Here is a 15,847-nt window from a genome sequence, read left to right on the forward strand (position 1 = left end):
GCCATCGCACTGTTCGCCTAAAAATGACACCGGTCTGTAAGCCTTGCAATGGGACGAGGAACGCCGATTGCGGTCGGAACGCGATGCAAACCTCTTCGAGCAAGGAGACGGCCATGGCGCAGCAACCTCCACTCAATCCCGGCGACGAGGCCGAGCTCGGCGTGCCCAGCACAGGCGAGGATATCTGTCCGGACTGCAACGGCTCGGGCAAGGTCGATGGCAGCGAGTGCAAGACCTGCGGCGGCACGGGCAAGGTCATACAGGGCATCGGCGGCGGTTGATCCGATGGCCGCGCTCACGGAACGACAGATCGTCGCGCTCTACGATGCAGGCGTGATGTCGCCGCCGTACTGCACCATGTCGTCGCGGCCTATGCGGGCAGCGGCATCGACTGGAGGCTTTCAATCCGCTCGTCGGCGCACGCGCGCTGGGGTTAGGCAAGCGCTGAAGACATCATCGATGCATCAATGCGGCACGCCCGGCGCGATCAGGTCGTCCATTTCAAAGGGCTTCGCGAGTATCAGCATGCCGAGGTGCTTCGCGCGTTGGAGCTCGTCCGCATAAGCCGGTCATCAGCACGATGCTTGGTGATGGCAGGCGCTTCAGGATCTGCTCGGCCAGATCGACGCCGCTCATCTGGCCAGGCAGCTGTACGTCGATCGGAGATCCACCGAACCGGGCGCGGCCGGAGAGCGTGTGATGAAGCGGGCTCGCTACGCCGTTGCGTCACGCCGCGCTGCCGGAGCGCAGCGTCGGCCGCCGCGTTCCGGTGCTAGGGCCCGCCATGGGATCACGGCGTCGGATCAGGGTTAGGGCTTCGTGGAGCCGGGCGGATGCGGATTCTTGTCCTGCGTCGATGGCAACTCGTTGTCCGCCGCCTCATGCGCGCGCTTTACGCGCCGGGTCTAATTGCGTCGCCTCGTGTCGGTGGTCGGCGAGGCTGGGGTATCCGGCGTTTCGTCGCGGCCGACGGGTTCTTCCATACCGTGGGCGGTGGCGCGCTTCACGCGCTAATGCGCGACGCAGATCGGGATCGTGCTGCGTGATGGTCTCCGTGGATGCTTCGAGCTCTCCCGCGGACGCACGCTATCACGTCGAACGCAGCAATCGGGCGGGTCGGCATTCAACGGACTGCGCCTCGCTGCGCTTTTTCGTATGAGCCGCGCTAAAAACGTCCGAAGCGAAACTGCGCAACTAACCGTCGATCCGAAGTTCTCCTCACCGGCTGCGCCGTCAGCAACGCGCCAAGCAATGTTGATACCGTAACGCCACTTGACCTAGCCTCGCGAGAAGTCAGCCGTCGTTAGCTCAAAGCGCGTCGTGGGATGTGCCAGCAGCTTTCGATGGGCAATCGCGCGGATGCGGTTTTCGCCATCGTGAAAAGTCTTCAGCATCCTGGCATCGTCCGCTTGGGCCGGCAGCCAAAAATATGCCTCTAGGACAGCCCGCGAAATCAGGCATTCGATGGCGCCGAGCTTGGAGGCGAGAACGAAGCTCACGCCGCGTTGATTCGCCGAAATTTGAGAGTCAAGGTCGAGTGATTCCATGGCGAGTGATCGGACTCGGGGGGGCAAACGATTTTGGCATGGCGTCGCACGTTTTGGGAATACGTTCGTTGATGCTGCGAGCGACCTCACCAGTCAATGCGATGCTTTTCGTCGGTCTCTCGATGACGTCGGTCGTCATCGATGTGGAGGTAAAGGCTTGTCGTCGTCAACGACGCATGCCCGAGGTTGTCGCGCACGAGCCGCAAGTCGACTTGGCGGTCCGCCATGTGAGAGCCCGCGGAGTGACGCAGCCAGTGAGCCGTAAGCGATAGTTTTAGCACACCGAACAGGGAATCAATAGCAAGCGAAGGGCAAGCATGGCCGCGTCTAGCGGACCTGATAGCGTGCGCGCCAACGCGATGATCGAAGCGAGCTCGCTGCCTCAGCTGACGCTTGCCTCGGCCTCCCGCTTGGCGTAGTTGAACGGCAGCAGGTCGCGGATGTCAGCGTCCGGGGACCGCTGCGGCAACTCGGTTAGCACGTGCAGCAGCCAGGCATGTGGTTCGACGCCGCAAGCTCGGCACGTGAGCATCAGACTGTAGACGACCGCGCTTGCTTTCGCACCGGCTTCCGTATCGCTGAACAGCCACGATTTTCTCGCTGTGGCAAACGGCCTGATGTCGCGCTCGATGACATTGTTATCAACGGGGGATCGCCCGTCGTCGACGTAGCGGATCAGGTACTGCCATTGCCTGCGGCAGTAGCCGACCGCCTCGCCGAACAGACTCTTCGGCAAGACCTTCGGCGCCAGCTCGTCAAGCCATGCCTTGAAGGCGCTCAGCAATGGCACGCTGTGCTGTTGCCGCAGGCGGTAACGGTAATTTGCCAGCGCCTCGCCCTCCGGTAAGGTTTGTTTGGCGAGCGCCTCAACCTGGTACAGCGCCTGGAAGAATTCGAGCGCCCTGGTGATACGGGGACTGGGCTTGTTCTTCTGTCCTTTCAGCGCATCCATAAACATTCTGCGCCCGTGGGCAAGGCATCCGAGGTGTGTCGCCGATTTAACCGTCCGCCATGCTGACCACCCGTCCGTCATCAACGTGCCCGCGTAGTTTCCAAGGAAGGCCTTGGGGTATTCCTGGCCACGCCCCGGCTGGTACTCGAACAACACGACCGGCTGCTCGCTCTCCTCGGCACTTCGATATACCCACATATACGACGTGTCTTGCGCTTTTCGATCCTTTTCCTTGAGGACCTGGACCGTAGTCTCGTCGCCGTGAATCAGCCACTGACCCAGTAGAACCGTCTTGAGCGCGTCGTAAATCCGCTTGTAGTGCAACTCGGCGGGGCGGATGATCCAGTTCGCCAGCGTGCCGCGGCTGATCGCGATGTTCGCGCGCGCGAGCACATCCTCCATCCGGTACAGCGGCGTGCCATCGACATACTTCCCGGCCGTGACAGCGGCGATCATCGATGGACTTGCATGGCTGCCAGGCAAGGGCTGCGTCGGCATCGAGGCGACCACGATCGGCGTTTGCGTGCCGTGACGCTCACAGTGACGGCACGCGTACTTGACGCGCGCATGCTGCAGCACCGACACCTTGACCGCCATGTGCAACTGCTCGCTGAGTTCCTCGCCCATCCGGTGCATCGCTTTGCCACAGCACGGGCAGATCTTCTGATCATCGGACAGATCGTATTCGATACGCTCGCGCGGAAGATCCGCAGGCAGCGGTTTGCGGCCACGCTTGCGGGATTCTGGCTTACCGAGCTCCGGCAACCCGGTGTTCGGCAAAGCGGGCGCGTCGAAGTCGCCCTCGTCAATCGAATCCCCTTCAGCGACTTCTTCAGCCTCATTGAACACGCGGTCCTTGCGCTTCTCGCTCTTCGGCGCGTACTGTCGGGCCAACGCAAGGCGATATTGCTCTTCGAGCGCATCGAGGCGCTTGGCCAGTTCGTCGATCTTGGCGTCGCGTTCTGCGAGACCGGCTTCGAGTTCGTGGATGTAGGCCTTGGCGGCCCGCGGCAATCGCGAGAGTTCAGGGGCTTTCATGCACTTCACGATAACGAAGCGCAACACCGCGCAGGTTTACGGAGATTTGTAACAGCCGGGCCAGCCGTTGTTTACCGGCAACGGCGGCGACACCGGAATTTAGCCCGTGTGGGTGTACTGCCGAGTGGGATGACGGCGCACCGCGTCGACATCGACGCCATCTAGCAGCAGGTGAAGCTGTTCGGTGGTGAACTCGATCACTGCCTGCTGACGGCGGGGCCAAATAAAATGGTCCGCCTCGAGTCGCTTCATCAGGAGCCAGAAGCCGGCCCGGTCATAGAGCACAAGCTTCACGCGATCACGCTTACGATTGTGGAATGCAAAGACGGCTCGCGCGAACGGGTCAAGTTGCATCGATTGCTCGACGACTGTCACCAGTGTATTCAGTCCGCAGCGGAAGTCGATTGGTTCGCGATGGAGGTAGATCCGCAGATCATCGTCAAAGCGGAACATCAACCCGCTCCCAACGCCACGATCATCGCCTTGACCAGTGACGTGTCCTGCACTGAGCATTCCAGATCGATCGCGACGCCGTTGGGCAGTCTTACGGACAGTCGCGCTTGCGGCGGCGCCAACGTCGGCGCTGAGGGAGAATCGCGACGTACCGCCAACGTCGCCGTCGGCTCTGCCGTCTTCAGTGTCGCGTTCCCGATCGTAACCACGGGAACAAACGCAGAAGGTTCGGGCTCGCTCGTCCTCGGTGGATCGGCAACTACGCCTGCCTTGCGGTACATGTCGACCCATTTGCGCAGTTGGTTGGCATTCACTCCTGCCTTCAGCGCCAAACCGGCAAGCGACGCGCCAGGCCGCAGGCATGCCTCGACCAAGCGACGTTTCCCATCAGGATCGAATGATCGTTTGCCCTTTGGCGAAACGTGCATCACCTTCAGCGGCAGAAACTCGAGGTCAATCGTGTCAGGTGTCATCGTCGTTGCGTCCGCAAGTGTTGGTTGCGGACGCAAGCGTGACCTCTTTCACTCCATCGCGCTACGTGCGGATAAATTCGCGCTTACAGTGAGCCGACGCTTGCTCGAGCATTTCGGCCCGTGCGGCAGAAGACGGGTCGCGCTCACGCAGTCTGGCCGCCGCGCTCGTGAACACCGCTTTCACGATCGCGTGCAAGGCAGCCCGGGTCAACGGCGCACAGGTCTGCGCGCCGTGGTTCGCTGCGGTGGCGCCAATGGGCAAGACGAGCGGTGCATCTTCGTTCGAAGACGGAAGCGCGCTCAAGCCCAAGTGCTGTCGGTACCGCGAGAGTTCCGTCATCATTTCCTGGGTGGCCGGCACCAGCCGTTCCTTGCCGCCTTTGCCGTGCACGGTCAGCCACCAACGAACTGCGCCATCTGCATCACGCCGGACAAAGAAGTGCCCCATCGTGTTGGCGCCGACCTCCGCGATGCGCAGGCCGCCCAGATAGAGTAGGGTGAAAAGCCATCTCACCCGGACCGCATGGGCCGTTGCTCGATCGGTGTCGCGCGGCATCGCCGCGATGGTGTCCTTGACCTCCTGCCAGACGCTGGGCTCCAGATAACGGGTGATACGTGGCGCGGCCTGTTTGGCGCGCTGTCGGGACAACGAGAGTGGATTGCCCGCGAGATAGCCTGCCTGGACCAACCACGAAAACAACGCATTCAGAATGACGATCGCCTGACGCTGACTGGCGGGCGAGAGCGGCCCATAGAACGGGCGCCAGCGCGCGTCGCTGCGCGCGTGCTTGCGGCCGCGGCCCGCGACCCATGTGGCTGCCGGTTGCGGATCGGCGAGAAACTGCTGGTAGCGCAGGCAGTCTTCGTGCGTCAGTGAGGAAAGCGGCTTGCCGAGCATGACGACCGACCAAAGCAGAAGCCGCTCAGCTTCCTTGCGATAGTTCTCGAAGGTGGTTTTCGTATCGACGAAGCGGGACAGCCACGCGCGAATCGCATCGAGGTCGTTGTTCGCGGCGATCTGCGCGCGCCCCGTCGAAGCGCGGTTCAAGCCCGCGCTGCCATCCAATTTATGCGGGATGACGAGCGTTTCGAGCGGCGCAGGCTGCAGTGCATGGGATGTCGGCGGGGGGAGGGCTGGCCTCAAGGTCACCTCATTTGTTTTCGCTATTCTAAACCGCTAGCCTCGACATTATAGAATTAATGTCAAATGAGCTATCTTTGAAAGTTGGATATATGATGATTTACGTTGTAGTATGGTTGATCGCTTAGGCCTTTTTACTTATGTCCGACGTCCTTTCCGATGAAACCCGCCTGGCGGCGGACATCGAGCGCCTCAAAGTCGAATTTCCCAAAACACGCGAGCTCTATCGCGAGGTCTGCGCGCTGCTGTTCTTTCGCTTTGGCGTACCCCCGACCGCTAACCGCCTCTACAACCTGGTCCGGCGCGGCACCATGAGTACACCGGCGTCGGTCTTGAACGAGTTCTGGGCGGAGTTGCGCGAAAAGAGCCGGGTGCGCATCGAGCATCCGGACCTGCCCAAGGATTTAAGCGAAGCGGCGGGTGAGCTGATCGGGACGCTATGGACTCGCGCGGCGACCTCTGCCCAGGCCGAACTCACGTCGCTGCGCGACGAAGTCGAAGCGCAACGCGCGGAGGCTGAGCGAAGGGTTATCGCGGCCCGGGAAGAACTGGGCCGCACAGAAACGGCGCTCGAGCAACGCACGGCGGCGCTGCTGGCGGCCCAGGTCGAGATCCGGGAATTAGAGCGGCAGCAGGCGGAAGACGCCGCCACGCGTAAAGCGCTGCAGGCGCAGATCCAGCGTCTTGCTGAGGAAGCGGTGACGCGCGAGCGGGAACTCGAAAAAGTGCGCGACACCTTCTCGCGCGACCTGGAGAAGCTGCGAGAAACCGCCAGCCGTGCCGAGGAGCGCTTACGCGCATCCGAGAAGCGCGCGCTCCTGGAAATCGATCGTGAACGCAGCGCCGCAGCGAAGGCGCAGAAAGAACTGGCCGAGGCCTCCAAGCGGGCGGAAAAGCGAGAGGCCGAGCATCGTCGCACCGTCGACGCGCTGCAGGCGCAGCAGGGCGACGCGCGCCACCAGAACGGGGTGCTCCAGGGCAAGCTCGCCGCGCTCGAAGCGGCCCATCACGCGCTTCAGGACCAGCTGAAGTCGCTGCGCACCGCGGCGCGGCCGTCGACGCGCGTGCCCGCTCGCGAAGACCGTTCGGGGCGAGTCGCCCGAAAGGCAGCGGCCGGCAAAAAGGCGAGCGCGAAAGGTCGTCCGTAAATCATGATCGGATCGCGCCCGCGGGCAGGCGCAATCCAAGGCCGATGACGCGCCATGCGCGTGGTCGGCCAAAGGAGCGAACAGATGAGAAGATCGGCAGAGAACAAGTTGCGGGTGGTGGCGGTGCGCATCGACCCCGTCATCGAACAGCGGTTGCGAGTGCTGGCCGAGGCCACGGGGCGCAAACAATCGTTCTTTCTGCAGCGGATGATCGAAGAGGGCATCGAGGCCATGGAGGAAATCTGGCTGTCGCCGCAGACGCTTGCCAAGGTCCGAAAGGGCGATTTCCCTGAGCTGCTTGACGCGCGCAGCGCGACCTCGGATTTGTTCGATTTGGATGTGACCGACGCAGACTCATAGGCAGCAGAGGGTCTGCGATCCAATGCGTGGCCCGCGTTCGGTATGATCGGGTTGTCTCTAACAGAAAGGAAGCGTTTCAATGAACAAGCAGGAACTGATTGACGCGGTGGCGTCCGGAACCGGTACGAGCAAGCTCGCCGCCGAGGAGGCCATCGATGCCGTGTTCGAGACGATTGCGAAGACGGTGGCGGCAGGCGATGCCGTTCAACTGATCGGCTTTGGCTCGTTTGGGGCCGGCGAACGCGCCGCGCGCACCGGTCGCAATCCGAAGACCGGTGAGCCGATCGAGATCGCAGCAGGCAAGACGGTAAAATTCACCGCGGGCAAGGCGTTCAAGGACGCCGTCAACCAAGCCTGAGCGAGGGCGGCGCCCGTCACGCCGCCGACTTAGAAGAGTTGCGCATTGAGCGGCCGCAGGCTATTGAGTTTGACGGCCGTGCGACGTTCCGTGCCGTCCGCATGAATCGAGCGGATCATGATCCGTCGGCCACGCGCTTCGCCCAGCACCTCAACGATGCGATCCTCGTACCGCATGAGGGTACCGCGGGGCGGTTTGCGTTTGATGCGACCGAAAGAAGGCATAGGGGTATCGACGGGCGTGCGCCGATCGTATCATGCCAAGATGCCGCGGCGACACACCGTGTCGCTCATCGGGTCACAGCAACAGGGACGGGCAAAAGCATGCGCCGCATCGTTGTTCGTTCTTCGCCAGTCCACGGACGCGGCGTATTCGCGCTCAGCCAGATCGGTGCTGGCGAGACAATCCTGGAATACAAGGGCAAGCGGGTGTCGTGGGCACAAGCGCAGCGCCAGTATGCGCGCTCGGCCGCCGAAGACGGCCACACGTTTTACTTCGATCTCGACGACGGGCGCGTGATCAACGTTGGGGGCGGCAACTCGGCGCGCTGGGTCAATCACAGTTGCGCGCCGAACTGCGAGACCGAGCAAGACGGCAGCCGGGCGTTCTTTCACTCGCTGCGCGACATCGCGCCCGGCGAAGAGTTGTTTATCGACTATCGGCTTTTTGTGGAAGGGCGAAAATCTGCCGCGCTCAAGCGGCTCTATGCGTGTCGCTGCGGGTTCGACGCCTGTCGAGGGACGATGCTGGCCGAGTCCTGAAACCACCGATGAAATGATGCACACGCGCCACGGGGTATCCCACCTCAACTACCTGTTCAAGTATCGCACCGACTCGATCGCGATGGTTCCGATCGTGCACCGTGCTGATGAAACGTGACTGTTATGCCCTCACCCAAATCTACATTTGCTTCACGCTTTAGACGCAATGCGTTCGGGTGGCGATCGTCGCTACCAATTCAACGTCTGAAGGAGGCAGTGTCTGAGATTCGTTCCGTCGCGCGTACGGATCGCGCGCTCGCGGCCAAGGGGCAGTTCTGCTGCTTGAAAAGCTGTCACCCGCACTTGAGCAGGTCGATAGTTCCTCGGGCACCCTGGGCAGTGCAGTCAATCGCACGATCGACGCGCTTGTGCCGGTGATCGTGGCGGCCGATGTGACGCTTGCTGTACGGGGACGCTGGCTGGACAGGCTATTCGAGGCCTTGCAAGACGATCAGATGCCCTACATCGAGCTTCTGGGTGATCAACGCGTTGTGCGTGACGCCCGAGTTGGCGTCGGAATGGGCGGATCGGCTGTTGCCGCTTGTCGCGCACGTGCTTCCGGCCGAAGGCTTCAACTACTTCGTCGGTACGGTGCCGTGCTTGAGTGCGCTTTTCACTGCCGGCCGCTTCGAGGAGCTTGTGGATCTCGCCCAGCGTGATCGGCTGAAGTCCTGGTGGTATCGACGCTGGGCCGTTGACGCGCTGGTTTCGCTCGGACGTCCTGGGGATGCCCTTCGTCTTGCTGAAGCGAGTCGAGGGTTGAAGGCGCCCGAGCACGCGATCGCGCGAGCGTGCGAGACGATTCTTCTCGGGTGCGGGATGAGAAACGAAGCGTACGAGCGCTACGCCATTTGTGCGAATCGTGCAAGCACGTACCTCGCAACGTTCCGGGGCATCGCCAAAAAATATCCTGAAAAACCGCAAGATGCAATCTTGTCCGACTTGATTCACAGCGAGCCCGGCTCGGAAGGCAAGTGGTTCGCCGCAGCAAAAGACGCCGGCCTCTTCGATCAAGCGGTCGCGCTGTCCAGGCGGAGCCCCACCGATCCGAAAACGCTCATTCGCGCGCCGCGAGATTACGAGACGGCGCAGCCGCAGTTCGCGATGGAGTGTGCCGTCTCCGCGCTGCATTGGATGGAGGCCGGCTACGGCTACGAAATCTCGGCGACTGACGTCATCGATGCGTACGATGCCCTCGTTGCCGCGGCGCTCGTCGGTCGTGTGCCGAAGTCCGCGGTGGACGACTGTGTGCGAAGCCTGATTCGCAATGCGAATTCGCTGGTGGGGCGAGCGTTGCACACACGCATGGAAGCCGTCCGGCGGTAGAAAAGAAGGAAAGAGAAGGGTATCGGCTGATGCAGCCCCTAGGGCGTCGCGCACTTCTGTGCGTGAATCCGGCACGGTCCGATCGTTCGCAGCCAGGGCCCAAGCCCGGTCCGCTGCGCGCCCGCATGTTTCCTTGACGTCCCGAGAATCTCAATACGCTGGTCTCAACTGATCAGGAGATGCACAGCGTATGAAGACAACCGCAGTCGACCGAAAACGTCACGTCCCCGGTACGTCGCCCGGCGTGCTCAAGCGGACCTCCCTGGAAGCTGATCGCGAACTCGCTCATATACGGCAAGTGGTGACGGCAGCGCGTGCGACATTAGCTCCGTTGCCAATAAGCGTTCGTTACTGGAGGGCACGCCTGCATGAGCTGCGCATCGCCTACGCATTGCTTCCCGTCCAAATTGCCCGGCTGTCTGCGCTTGAGCTTGAGGTCGAACAGCTTGCCCAGAAACAGGTCGACGTCGGAGCGAGCGACGGGCGCCGCGCGGCGTAGATTCGCCGCGTCCATTGAGTTACTAGTAAGGTCGATATGTAGTGCTTATGAATAAGGCCGATGGACTGCCGAATGGAACTCGCTCCGACGCCTAGTCGCCAGTGGCAAGCCACCGCCATTAAACGCATGCGTGATAATACGACTTATCACGCGTGGAAAGCGCTGAGACTGCGCTGAATTTGGTCGGCTCGCGTCGTTCCGCGGGGCCTGCAAGTCCGGATCGCGTTGCCGGGCAACATACGGCGTTCCTTTGCCCGCTGTGCCCCTTTCTTAAGCGAACCGCGGAGCTCGAGTGCTAGCCAGACGGATCGCGTCGGCGCGACAGGCGATTCCGCGCGACGTCGGTGCCGGTCGCCGAGGCCGTAGCCTAGCCGCGGCAGTTCATTTCTGAGACGCCGAAGTGGTTCCCACCATTTTCGAGTAGCGGGAACCATTTTGGGATCAGAAGAGAAACCGGCGTCGGGGACGCGTAGAGGAAGCCCAAACCACAGTCCGGAGTTTCGACGCCGCCTGGCCGAGGCTGCATGTGAGCCTGGCGTCTCGGTTGCGAAGCTCGCCCGAGAGCATGGCATCAACGCGAATATGTTGTTCAAGTGGCGGCGCCGGTACTGTTTCTCATCGCACGCAAACTCGACTTCTCCGCCTTCAACTCGCATGCCCGCTGAAGGCCGTTACCCACTCCGTTTTCAAAAGAGCCGAATTTGTGCCTCCAACCCTCGAACTTGTAGATCGAGTTCCTCCAAGTGATCCATCAGACGCCCAATCAGTGACCGGAAAGAACCGGTCAGGTCGTTCTCCGCGTCTTCAATCGATTCGGGCACGCGACGGGCAATATGACTGATGCCTTGAGGAATGACGAGTCCGAACTCGCTGAGAAGTCCCCCGGTCAGGTTCCGCGCTTTTCGACGGCATCGTATGTCGGCGTCGCAGCATGGGGCGAACAATCCAGCTAGCGGAAGCAGTAATTGCGCTTTGAGTGATACGACGACGATGCGGGCCGCGGCGTAGAGAGCCCGTAGGGCGACTGGAGACGCGACCCGCATCGCGTAGCGGCAGCGACATGGTAGAAAGGCGTTTGCCAAGGAGAAACAACAGGCGCGACGCCGGCCTCAACTGCCAGGTCCAGTCCGGCATCGCGCCTCCACGGGGTTTCCATGTGGCAGCCCTTCTGGCCGGCCGGGGAGCCGTGTGAGCTGCCACTATCGCATTGCTCGCGGGGCCCGTCGACTTCACTGGACCCGTCTCTTTGGCGTTCCAGGGAACCGCCAATGCAGCCGCCTACAGGTCGCCTGTATCTGTGCGCCCGTTGTCGGGCGTAGGTCTTCGTCTGCCGCCAGTGTGACCGTGGCAATCGATACTGCCGCGACTGTGCCGCCCATGCACGCCGCGACAGCGTGGGCGAAGCTGGGCAACGCTATCAGCGTTCCCGCCGCGGACGCTTCGCACATGCCGCACGCGCCCGGCGCTATCGGGTCCGGCGGCAATTCGTGACGCATCACGGTTCACCTGACTCCCCCGCCGATGGAGTACTGCAACCGGACCGCGACGACGCCGTTGCACTCGCCAACGCCGCCGTTCGTCCGGCGGCGCCGCCTCAGTTGAAATGATGGAGACCACGACGACGCACAAAGCCGGTTCGTATCAGCGGTGAGTTGTCCGCCTCGAAGGCGTTGCCTTCGACCGTCGTTCTGATCGCGGAGGCCCCGATGACGATCCCGGTTGAGCTTGCGATGCAGATCCTGCGTCTCTACCACGTCGAGAAGTGGCCCTGCGGCACCATCGCGAAGAAGTTGCGCGTGCACCGTGAGACGGTGCTGCGCGTGCTCGGCAGCGCCGGACTACCGCGATACGGCCCGACGCCGAAGCCCTCGATGATTGAGCCGTACCTGCCGTTCATCCGGCAGACGCTGGAGAAGTATCCGACGCTCACGGGCATTCGTCTCTACGTGATGGTGCGCGAGCGCGGCTACAAGAGGGCGCGAGATCACTTCCGGCACATGCTTGCGCTGCATCGCCCACGCAAGCCCGCCGAGGCCTTCCTACGGTCGCGGACCTTGCCAGGCGAGCAGGGGCAGGTTGACTGGGGTCACTTCGGATTTGTAGAGATCGGTCGCGCGCGTCGGCCATTGATGGCCTTCGTGATGGTGCTCTCGTACTCGCGCGACATCTATCTGCGCTTCTTTCTCGATGCGCGGATGGAGAACTTTTTGCGTGGTCACATCGGTGCGTTCAACACGTGGTGCGGACTGACGAGAATTCTGCGCTACGACAACCTGAAGTCGGCGGTGCTCGAACGCGTCGGCGACGCAATCCGTTTCCATCCAACGCTGCTCGCGTTCGCCGGCCATTACCGCTTTGAACCACGCCCTGTTGCCGTCGCGCGCGGTAACGAGAAGGGACGCGTGGAACGCGCAATACGGCATGTTCGTGAAGCCTTCCTCGCCGCGCGCACATTCACTGACCTCGACGACCTGAACCCGCAGGCCGAGCAATGGTGCCGCGCGCAGGCAGCCGACCGCCCGTGCCCCGAGGACCGCGCGATGACCGTACGTGAGGCGTTTGCTCAGGAGCAGTCGTCGTTACTCCCGCTACCGGCCAATCCGTTTCCGGTCGAAGCCCGGGCCAGGCAGCGCAAATCCCGCAAGCCCCCCACGAAGAAGGAAACCGCGTGATGACCCGCCCCTTCATGCCATCGGGGCGCCGTCGCGGATTGCCGTTCACCGTTCCCAACGACTGGACGCCTGAGCAGGCACTCGCCGTGTTCGAACTGCTCGAGGATCTCCTCGTCGTCGTGACCGACTTATATGGCGCTCAGCTTAACGACCTGCTGCACGAGCAGCGCTCTTCAGAGGCGCACGCGCGTACTCACGAACGGGACCCGCCGTTCTGACATAAATACAGTGCATCAAAGCGAAGGGGCCTGCGAGGCCCCTTCGTGCTTGAGCAAATCACTCTGACTTGCGCCGCCCAAAAAGCGCGATTTTACAGCGCCGTCAACAGCTCTCAATTGGACAATTCGTTTTCAGTCTGAAAACTGCGCCATCCAAGGAGCTGCAGCGCCAGCGCAACTGCAAACACCGCACGAGCTCGCGCGTCGGCGCGCGCGATGCGAGTCAATACACCGGTGCCGGCGATGACACGATCACGCTCAACGGCATGGTCGCGCAAGACAACGAAATTGGAACGATCGCGTCGCTCGACGAGCTCGCCAAAATGGGCGACACCGGCGACGCGTACGTTCTGGTCGACGGATCGGGCACGGTGTACGGCGCATTCATTATTGAGAGTCTCAACGAGACGGCGACATATCACACGGCCGAAGGCATCGCGCGCAAGATCGAATTCAACCTGTCGATTAAGCGCGTCGACGATGATGTGCTGTCGCTTTCGTCCGATGTGAAGTCGACGACCGACGCAGGCAAGGCGACGGCGAGCGAAGCGTCGACGGTGCTTTCAGATACGAAGAAGGTCGCTAACGTCGCGGCCGCCGTGGTGACTGCGGCGAAGAGCTCGACCGTCTCGAACCTGAGTTCTGCGGTCGTCAGTGTGACGGATGGTATCGACGCGAGCACGGCGAGCGCGGTGTCGAAAGGGCTGAGCAATGCTAACGGACTGTCGCTCGCAAATGTTGTGTCTGCAGCGAAGCAGATATCGCAACTAAACGGGCAAACCGCGAGCAGCGCGATCGCGCTCGTGTTATCGAAAGCGGCGGACGCATCATGACCGACAGTACGCGCAAACAACCGTTGGCGGACTATCGCATCACGCTCGATGGTCGCGATCTGTCGCGCCTGATTGCGCCGCGCCTCATGACTCTGACGCTCGCTGAGTCGCGCGCCGATGAATCCGACATGCTCGATCTCGTCATCGACGACAGTAAAGGCACTTTTGCCATTCCGAAGCGTGGCGCGAATATCAAGGTGATGATCGGATGGGTTGGCGAGCCGCTCATCGACAAAGGCACGTTCACCGTTGACGAAGTCGAGCATAGCGGCGCACCGGATATCATCACGAGTCGCGCACGATCGGCCTCAATGACCAACGCCATGCACGAGCGGCGCGAACAAAGCTGGCATGGTCAAACACTCGGGTCGATCGTGCGCACCGTCGCCTCGCGGCATTCGTTGAAAGCGGCCGTTGCTGACGTGCTCGCGAAAGTCGCGATTGCACACATCGATCAGACGCATGAAAGCGATATGTCGTTTCTCACGCGCCTCGCCAAGCGCTACGACGCGGTGATGAACGTCAAAGACCTGAACCTGCTTTTCATGCCGATCGGTACCGGCAAGACGGCAAGCGGGCGCGCGCTCTCCGAGCTCGCGCTCACGCGGCGCGACGGCGATCAGCATCGCTATCACATCGCGCAGCGCGAGAGCTACGCGGCCGTGCGCGCTCATTGGCATTCGAACGGCAAGGGCAAGCGGCAGTCGGTCGTCATCGGTGGCGAGAACAATCACAACGTGAAGGTGCTGCCGGAAGACTATCCGAGCGAGGCGGAAGCGCGCGCGGCCGCGCAGGCCGAATTTGCGCGCGTACAGAGTTCGCAGGCCACGCTCGATTACACGCTGGCGCGCGGCCGCGCTGAGCTCTTTCCAGAGCTGCCGGTGACGGTAAGTGGTTTCAAGCCAGACATCGACGACACGCCGTGGCTCGTGAAGAAAGTCACGCACACGATCACAGGCGACGCACGATTCTCCACGGCGCTGGAGCTCGAAGTGCGCGACGATCCGACGACCGACCGACATCGGTCACATTTTCGCCGATCAGGACGGTGAGCCACGTGCTTAATCTCTGCTGAGCGATCCGGCGCGAGTCAATCGGCTGCTGATGACCCTGAGATTTTCCGCGAACGATCGCCCGCCTCGTGCGCAGGTTGAAGGTGCTTAGTCTGCAGATTTTCACCAAGCCAACGCGAATGCTTGAGCGCCTCGATGAGCGCGTCTTGCTCTGTTGCAAACGGTCCCAGGGTGTCCGACGCTTGATGTTGCTGGGTGCGTGTGGGAATGATCACTTTCGACAGAAACTTGTTGTCCTCCGTCCACACGACGACCGTCAATTGCCCGCGCGCAGGCCGAACGATCTTGTACATGGAACGCTCCTTAGTACTCGGGGCACTGTATATCCCCAGCTACTAGTTTAGTCGCTAACTCTAGCGCAGCAGCGACAGCAGCCTCCTTTTCCGGAAATGGACCGATATCAGATGAACCCTCGAAGGGGTAGAGAACGTGGCCGTCCGTTTTGCGAACAACGGTGAGACTGCCGAGATACGCACCCGTAAAGCGGACTATGTAGGACGCGTAGACCGCATAGTCGTCCGCGCAGAGTTGCGTCGACGCGGGCGCGGCCATTTCGCTGCCAAGATACTTCAGCTTTGCACGCCTCATGCGTCGATCTCCAGTCAAAGCGCTCAGCGCAAGATCCGCGCATTAAGCTGATTTATTCGATGGAACGCCGTCGGCAAAAGACCGCCCGACCAGCGAGTCGAAGGCGGCTTCGTCGCAGTCGGCAATGGCGGCGACCAGCCTCATGAATGCGCTGAGGCCTGAGAGCTTACGCGCCAAAACCCGCGCGGTGCGAAGTGTGATGACACCGACCGCCGGAGCACGGCCGTCCTCGCACAAGCTGAACTCGAACTGGTGTAGTTCTGCAGGGTGTGCAGAGCAACGGTGCAAAATAATGGTCGCGATACTTCCCATGATGCGAAACAAGCCATGACAGCTACGCAGAGCAATTCGCGTTCCGCAGAGGCGATGGGAAAGCTCTTGGCATGGGTATTTTTTAGAGGCGCGCT

15 protein-coding genes and 6 pseudogenes are annotated in these 15,847 nt (G+C 61.7%); 12 read left to right on the plus strand and 9 right to left on the minus strand.

Translation table 11 applies throughout. From position 1 onward, the window contains the following. The first annotated feature begins 113 nt into the window (after positions 1–113). Positions 114–281 (plus strand): hypothetical protein, encoded by a 168-nt coding sequence (locus QCE63_RS34275; protein WP_309839566.1) that lies wholly within the window; start codon positions 114–116, stop codon positions 279–281. A gap of 996 nt (positions 282–1,277) precedes the next feature. Here the strand turns inward: QCE63_RS34275 and QCE63_RS34280 are convergent. The 6 genes and pseudogenes from QCE63_RS34280 to QCE63_RS34305 form a co-directional block, all read right to left on the minus strand. Further along, the gene (locus tag QCE63_RS34280; RefSeq protein WP_309839567.1) at positions 1,278–1,547 is read right to left on the minus strand and encodes a DUF1488 family protein; all 270 of its coding nucleotides are present in this window, start codon (positions 1,545–1,547) and stop codon (positions 1,278–1,280) included. Positions 1,548–1,633: 86 nt separating this feature from the next. Further along, positions 1,634–1,810 (minus strand): annotated as a pseudogene (locus QCE63_RS34285) (tyrosine-type recombinase/integrase); the annotation flags it as partial. Between the two features lie 119 nt (positions 1,811–1,929). Next, positions 1,930–3,537: an IS66 family transposase gene (gene tnpC / locus QCE63_RS34290; RefSeq protein ID WP_309839568.1), complete on the minus strand. Its 1,608-nt coding sequence runs from the start codon at positions 3,535–3,537 to the stop codon at positions 1,930–1,932. Between the two features lie 99 nt (positions 3,538–3,636). Further along, complete coding sequence (gene tnpB / locus QCE63_RS34295; protein WP_309839570.1) at positions 3,637–3,990, minus strand: IS66 family insertion sequence element accessory protein TnpB; 354 nt, start codon at positions 3,988–3,990, stop codon at positions 3,637–3,639. After that, positions 3,990–4,463 carry an IS66-like element accessory protein TnpA gene (tnpA, locus tag QCE63_RS34300; protein WP_309839572.1) on the minus strand — a complete coding sequence of 158 codons (474 nt, stop codon included), beginning with the start codon at positions 4,461–4,463 and terminating at the stop codon, positions 3,990–3,992. Before tnpA ends, tnpB begins: the two co-directional genes overlap by 1 nt. Positions 4,464–4,524: 61 nt before the next feature. Beyond that, positions 4,525–5,607: an integrase gene (locus QCE63_RS34305; RefSeq protein WP_309839574.1), complete on the minus strand. Its 1,083-nt coding sequence runs from the start codon at positions 5,605–5,607 to the stop codon at positions 4,525–4,527. A gap of 137 nt (positions 5,608–5,744) precedes the next feature. On the opposite strand from QCE63_RS34305, the gene QCE63_RS34310 reads away from it, so the two are divergent. The 7 genes and pseudogenes from QCE63_RS34310 to QCE63_RS36925 all read left to right on the plus strand — a co-directional run. Next, positions 5,745–6,752: a DNA-binding protein gene (locus QCE63_RS34310; protein WP_309839575.1), complete on the plus strand. Its 1,008-nt coding sequence runs from the start codon at positions 5,745–5,747 to the stop codon at positions 6,750–6,752. 84 nt (positions 6,753–6,836) lie between these two features. Then, on the plus strand, positions 6,837–7,112 hold the full coding sequence (locus tag QCE63_RS34315) for a hypothetical protein (RefSeq protein WP_309839577.1): 276 nt from the start codon (positions 6,837–6,839) through the stop codon (positions 7,110–7,112). A gap of 79 nt (positions 7,113–7,191) precedes the next feature. Then, positions 7,192–7,470: an HU family DNA-binding protein gene (locus tag QCE63_RS34320; RefSeq protein ID WP_309839579.1), complete on the plus strand. Its 279-nt coding sequence runs from the start codon at positions 7,192–7,194 to the stop codon at positions 7,468–7,470. 323 nt (positions 7,471–7,793) lie between these two features. After that, positions 7,794–8,231, plus strand: coding sequence for an SET domain-containing protein (locus tag QCE63_RS34325; RefSeq protein ID WP_309839581.1), 438 nt, complete (start codon positions 7,794–7,796; stop codon positions 8,229–8,231). 123 nt (positions 8,232–8,354) lie between these two features. Then, positions 8,355–9,557 (plus strand): annotated as a pseudogene (locus QCE63_RS34330) (hypothetical protein). 190 nt (positions 9,558–9,747) lie between these two features. Continuing rightward, positions 9,748–10,056 (plus strand): hypothetical protein, encoded by a 309-nt coding sequence (locus QCE63_RS34335; RefSeq protein WP_309839585.1) that lies wholly within the window; start codon positions 9,748–9,750, stop codon positions 10,054–10,056. Between the two features lie 432 nt (positions 10,057–10,488). Continuing rightward, positions 10,489–10,689 (plus strand): annotated as a pseudogene (locus tag QCE63_RS36925) (transposase); the annotation flags it as partial. Between the two features lie 74 nt (positions 10,690–10,763). Here the strand turns inward: QCE63_RS36925 and QCE63_RS34345 are convergent. Beyond that, positions 10,764–10,943: pseudogene (locus QCE63_RS34345) on the minus strand (IS110 family transposase); the annotation flags it as partial. 819 nt (positions 10,944–11,762) lie between these two features. On the opposite strand from QCE63_RS34345, the pseudogene istA reads away from it, so the two are divergent. From istA to QCE63_RS34365, 4 genes and pseudogenes are all read left to right on the plus strand, one after another. After that, positions 11,763–12,671, plus strand: a pseudogene (gene istA / locus QCE63_RS34350) (IS21 family transposase); the annotation flags it as partial. 56 nt (positions 12,672–12,727) lie between these two features. Next, positions 12,728–12,946, plus strand: coding sequence for a hypothetical protein (locus tag QCE63_RS34355; protein ID WP_309839590.1), 219 nt, complete (start codon positions 12,728–12,730; stop codon positions 12,944–12,946). A gap of 89 nt (positions 12,947–13,035) precedes the next feature. Further along, positions 13,036–13,470: pseudogene (locus QCE63_RS34360) on the plus strand (phage tail protein); the annotation flags it as partial. A 305-nt stretch (positions 13,471–13,775) separates the two neighbouring features. Next, complete coding sequence (locus QCE63_RS34365) at positions 13,776–14,831, plus strand: phage late control D family protein (RefSeq protein WP_309839592.1); 1,056 nt, start codon at positions 13,776–13,778, stop codon at positions 14,829–14,831. A 38-nt stretch (positions 14,832–14,869) separates the two neighbouring features. On the opposite strand, the gene QCE63_RS34370 is transcribed toward QCE63_RS34365, so the two are convergent. Both QCE63_RS34370 and QCE63_RS34375 read right to left on the minus strand, forming a co-directional pair. After that, complete coding sequence (locus QCE63_RS34370; RefSeq protein ID WP_309839595.1) at positions 14,870–15,145, minus strand: hypothetical protein; 276 nt, start codon at positions 15,143–15,145, stop codon at positions 14,870–14,872. A 10-nt stretch (positions 15,146–15,155) separates the two neighbouring features. Beyond that, entirely contained in the window at positions 15,156–15,440 is a 285-nt protein-coding gene (locus tag QCE63_RS34375) for a DUF6723 family protein (protein WP_309839597.1), read from the minus strand. Between the last annotated feature and the right edge of the window lie 407 nt (positions 15,441–15,847).

The sequence above is a fragment of the Caballeronia sp. LZ065 genome, assembly GCF_031450975.1.
GTDB lineage: Bacteria > Pseudomonadota > Gammaproteobacteria > Burkholderiales > Burkholderiaceae > Caballeronia.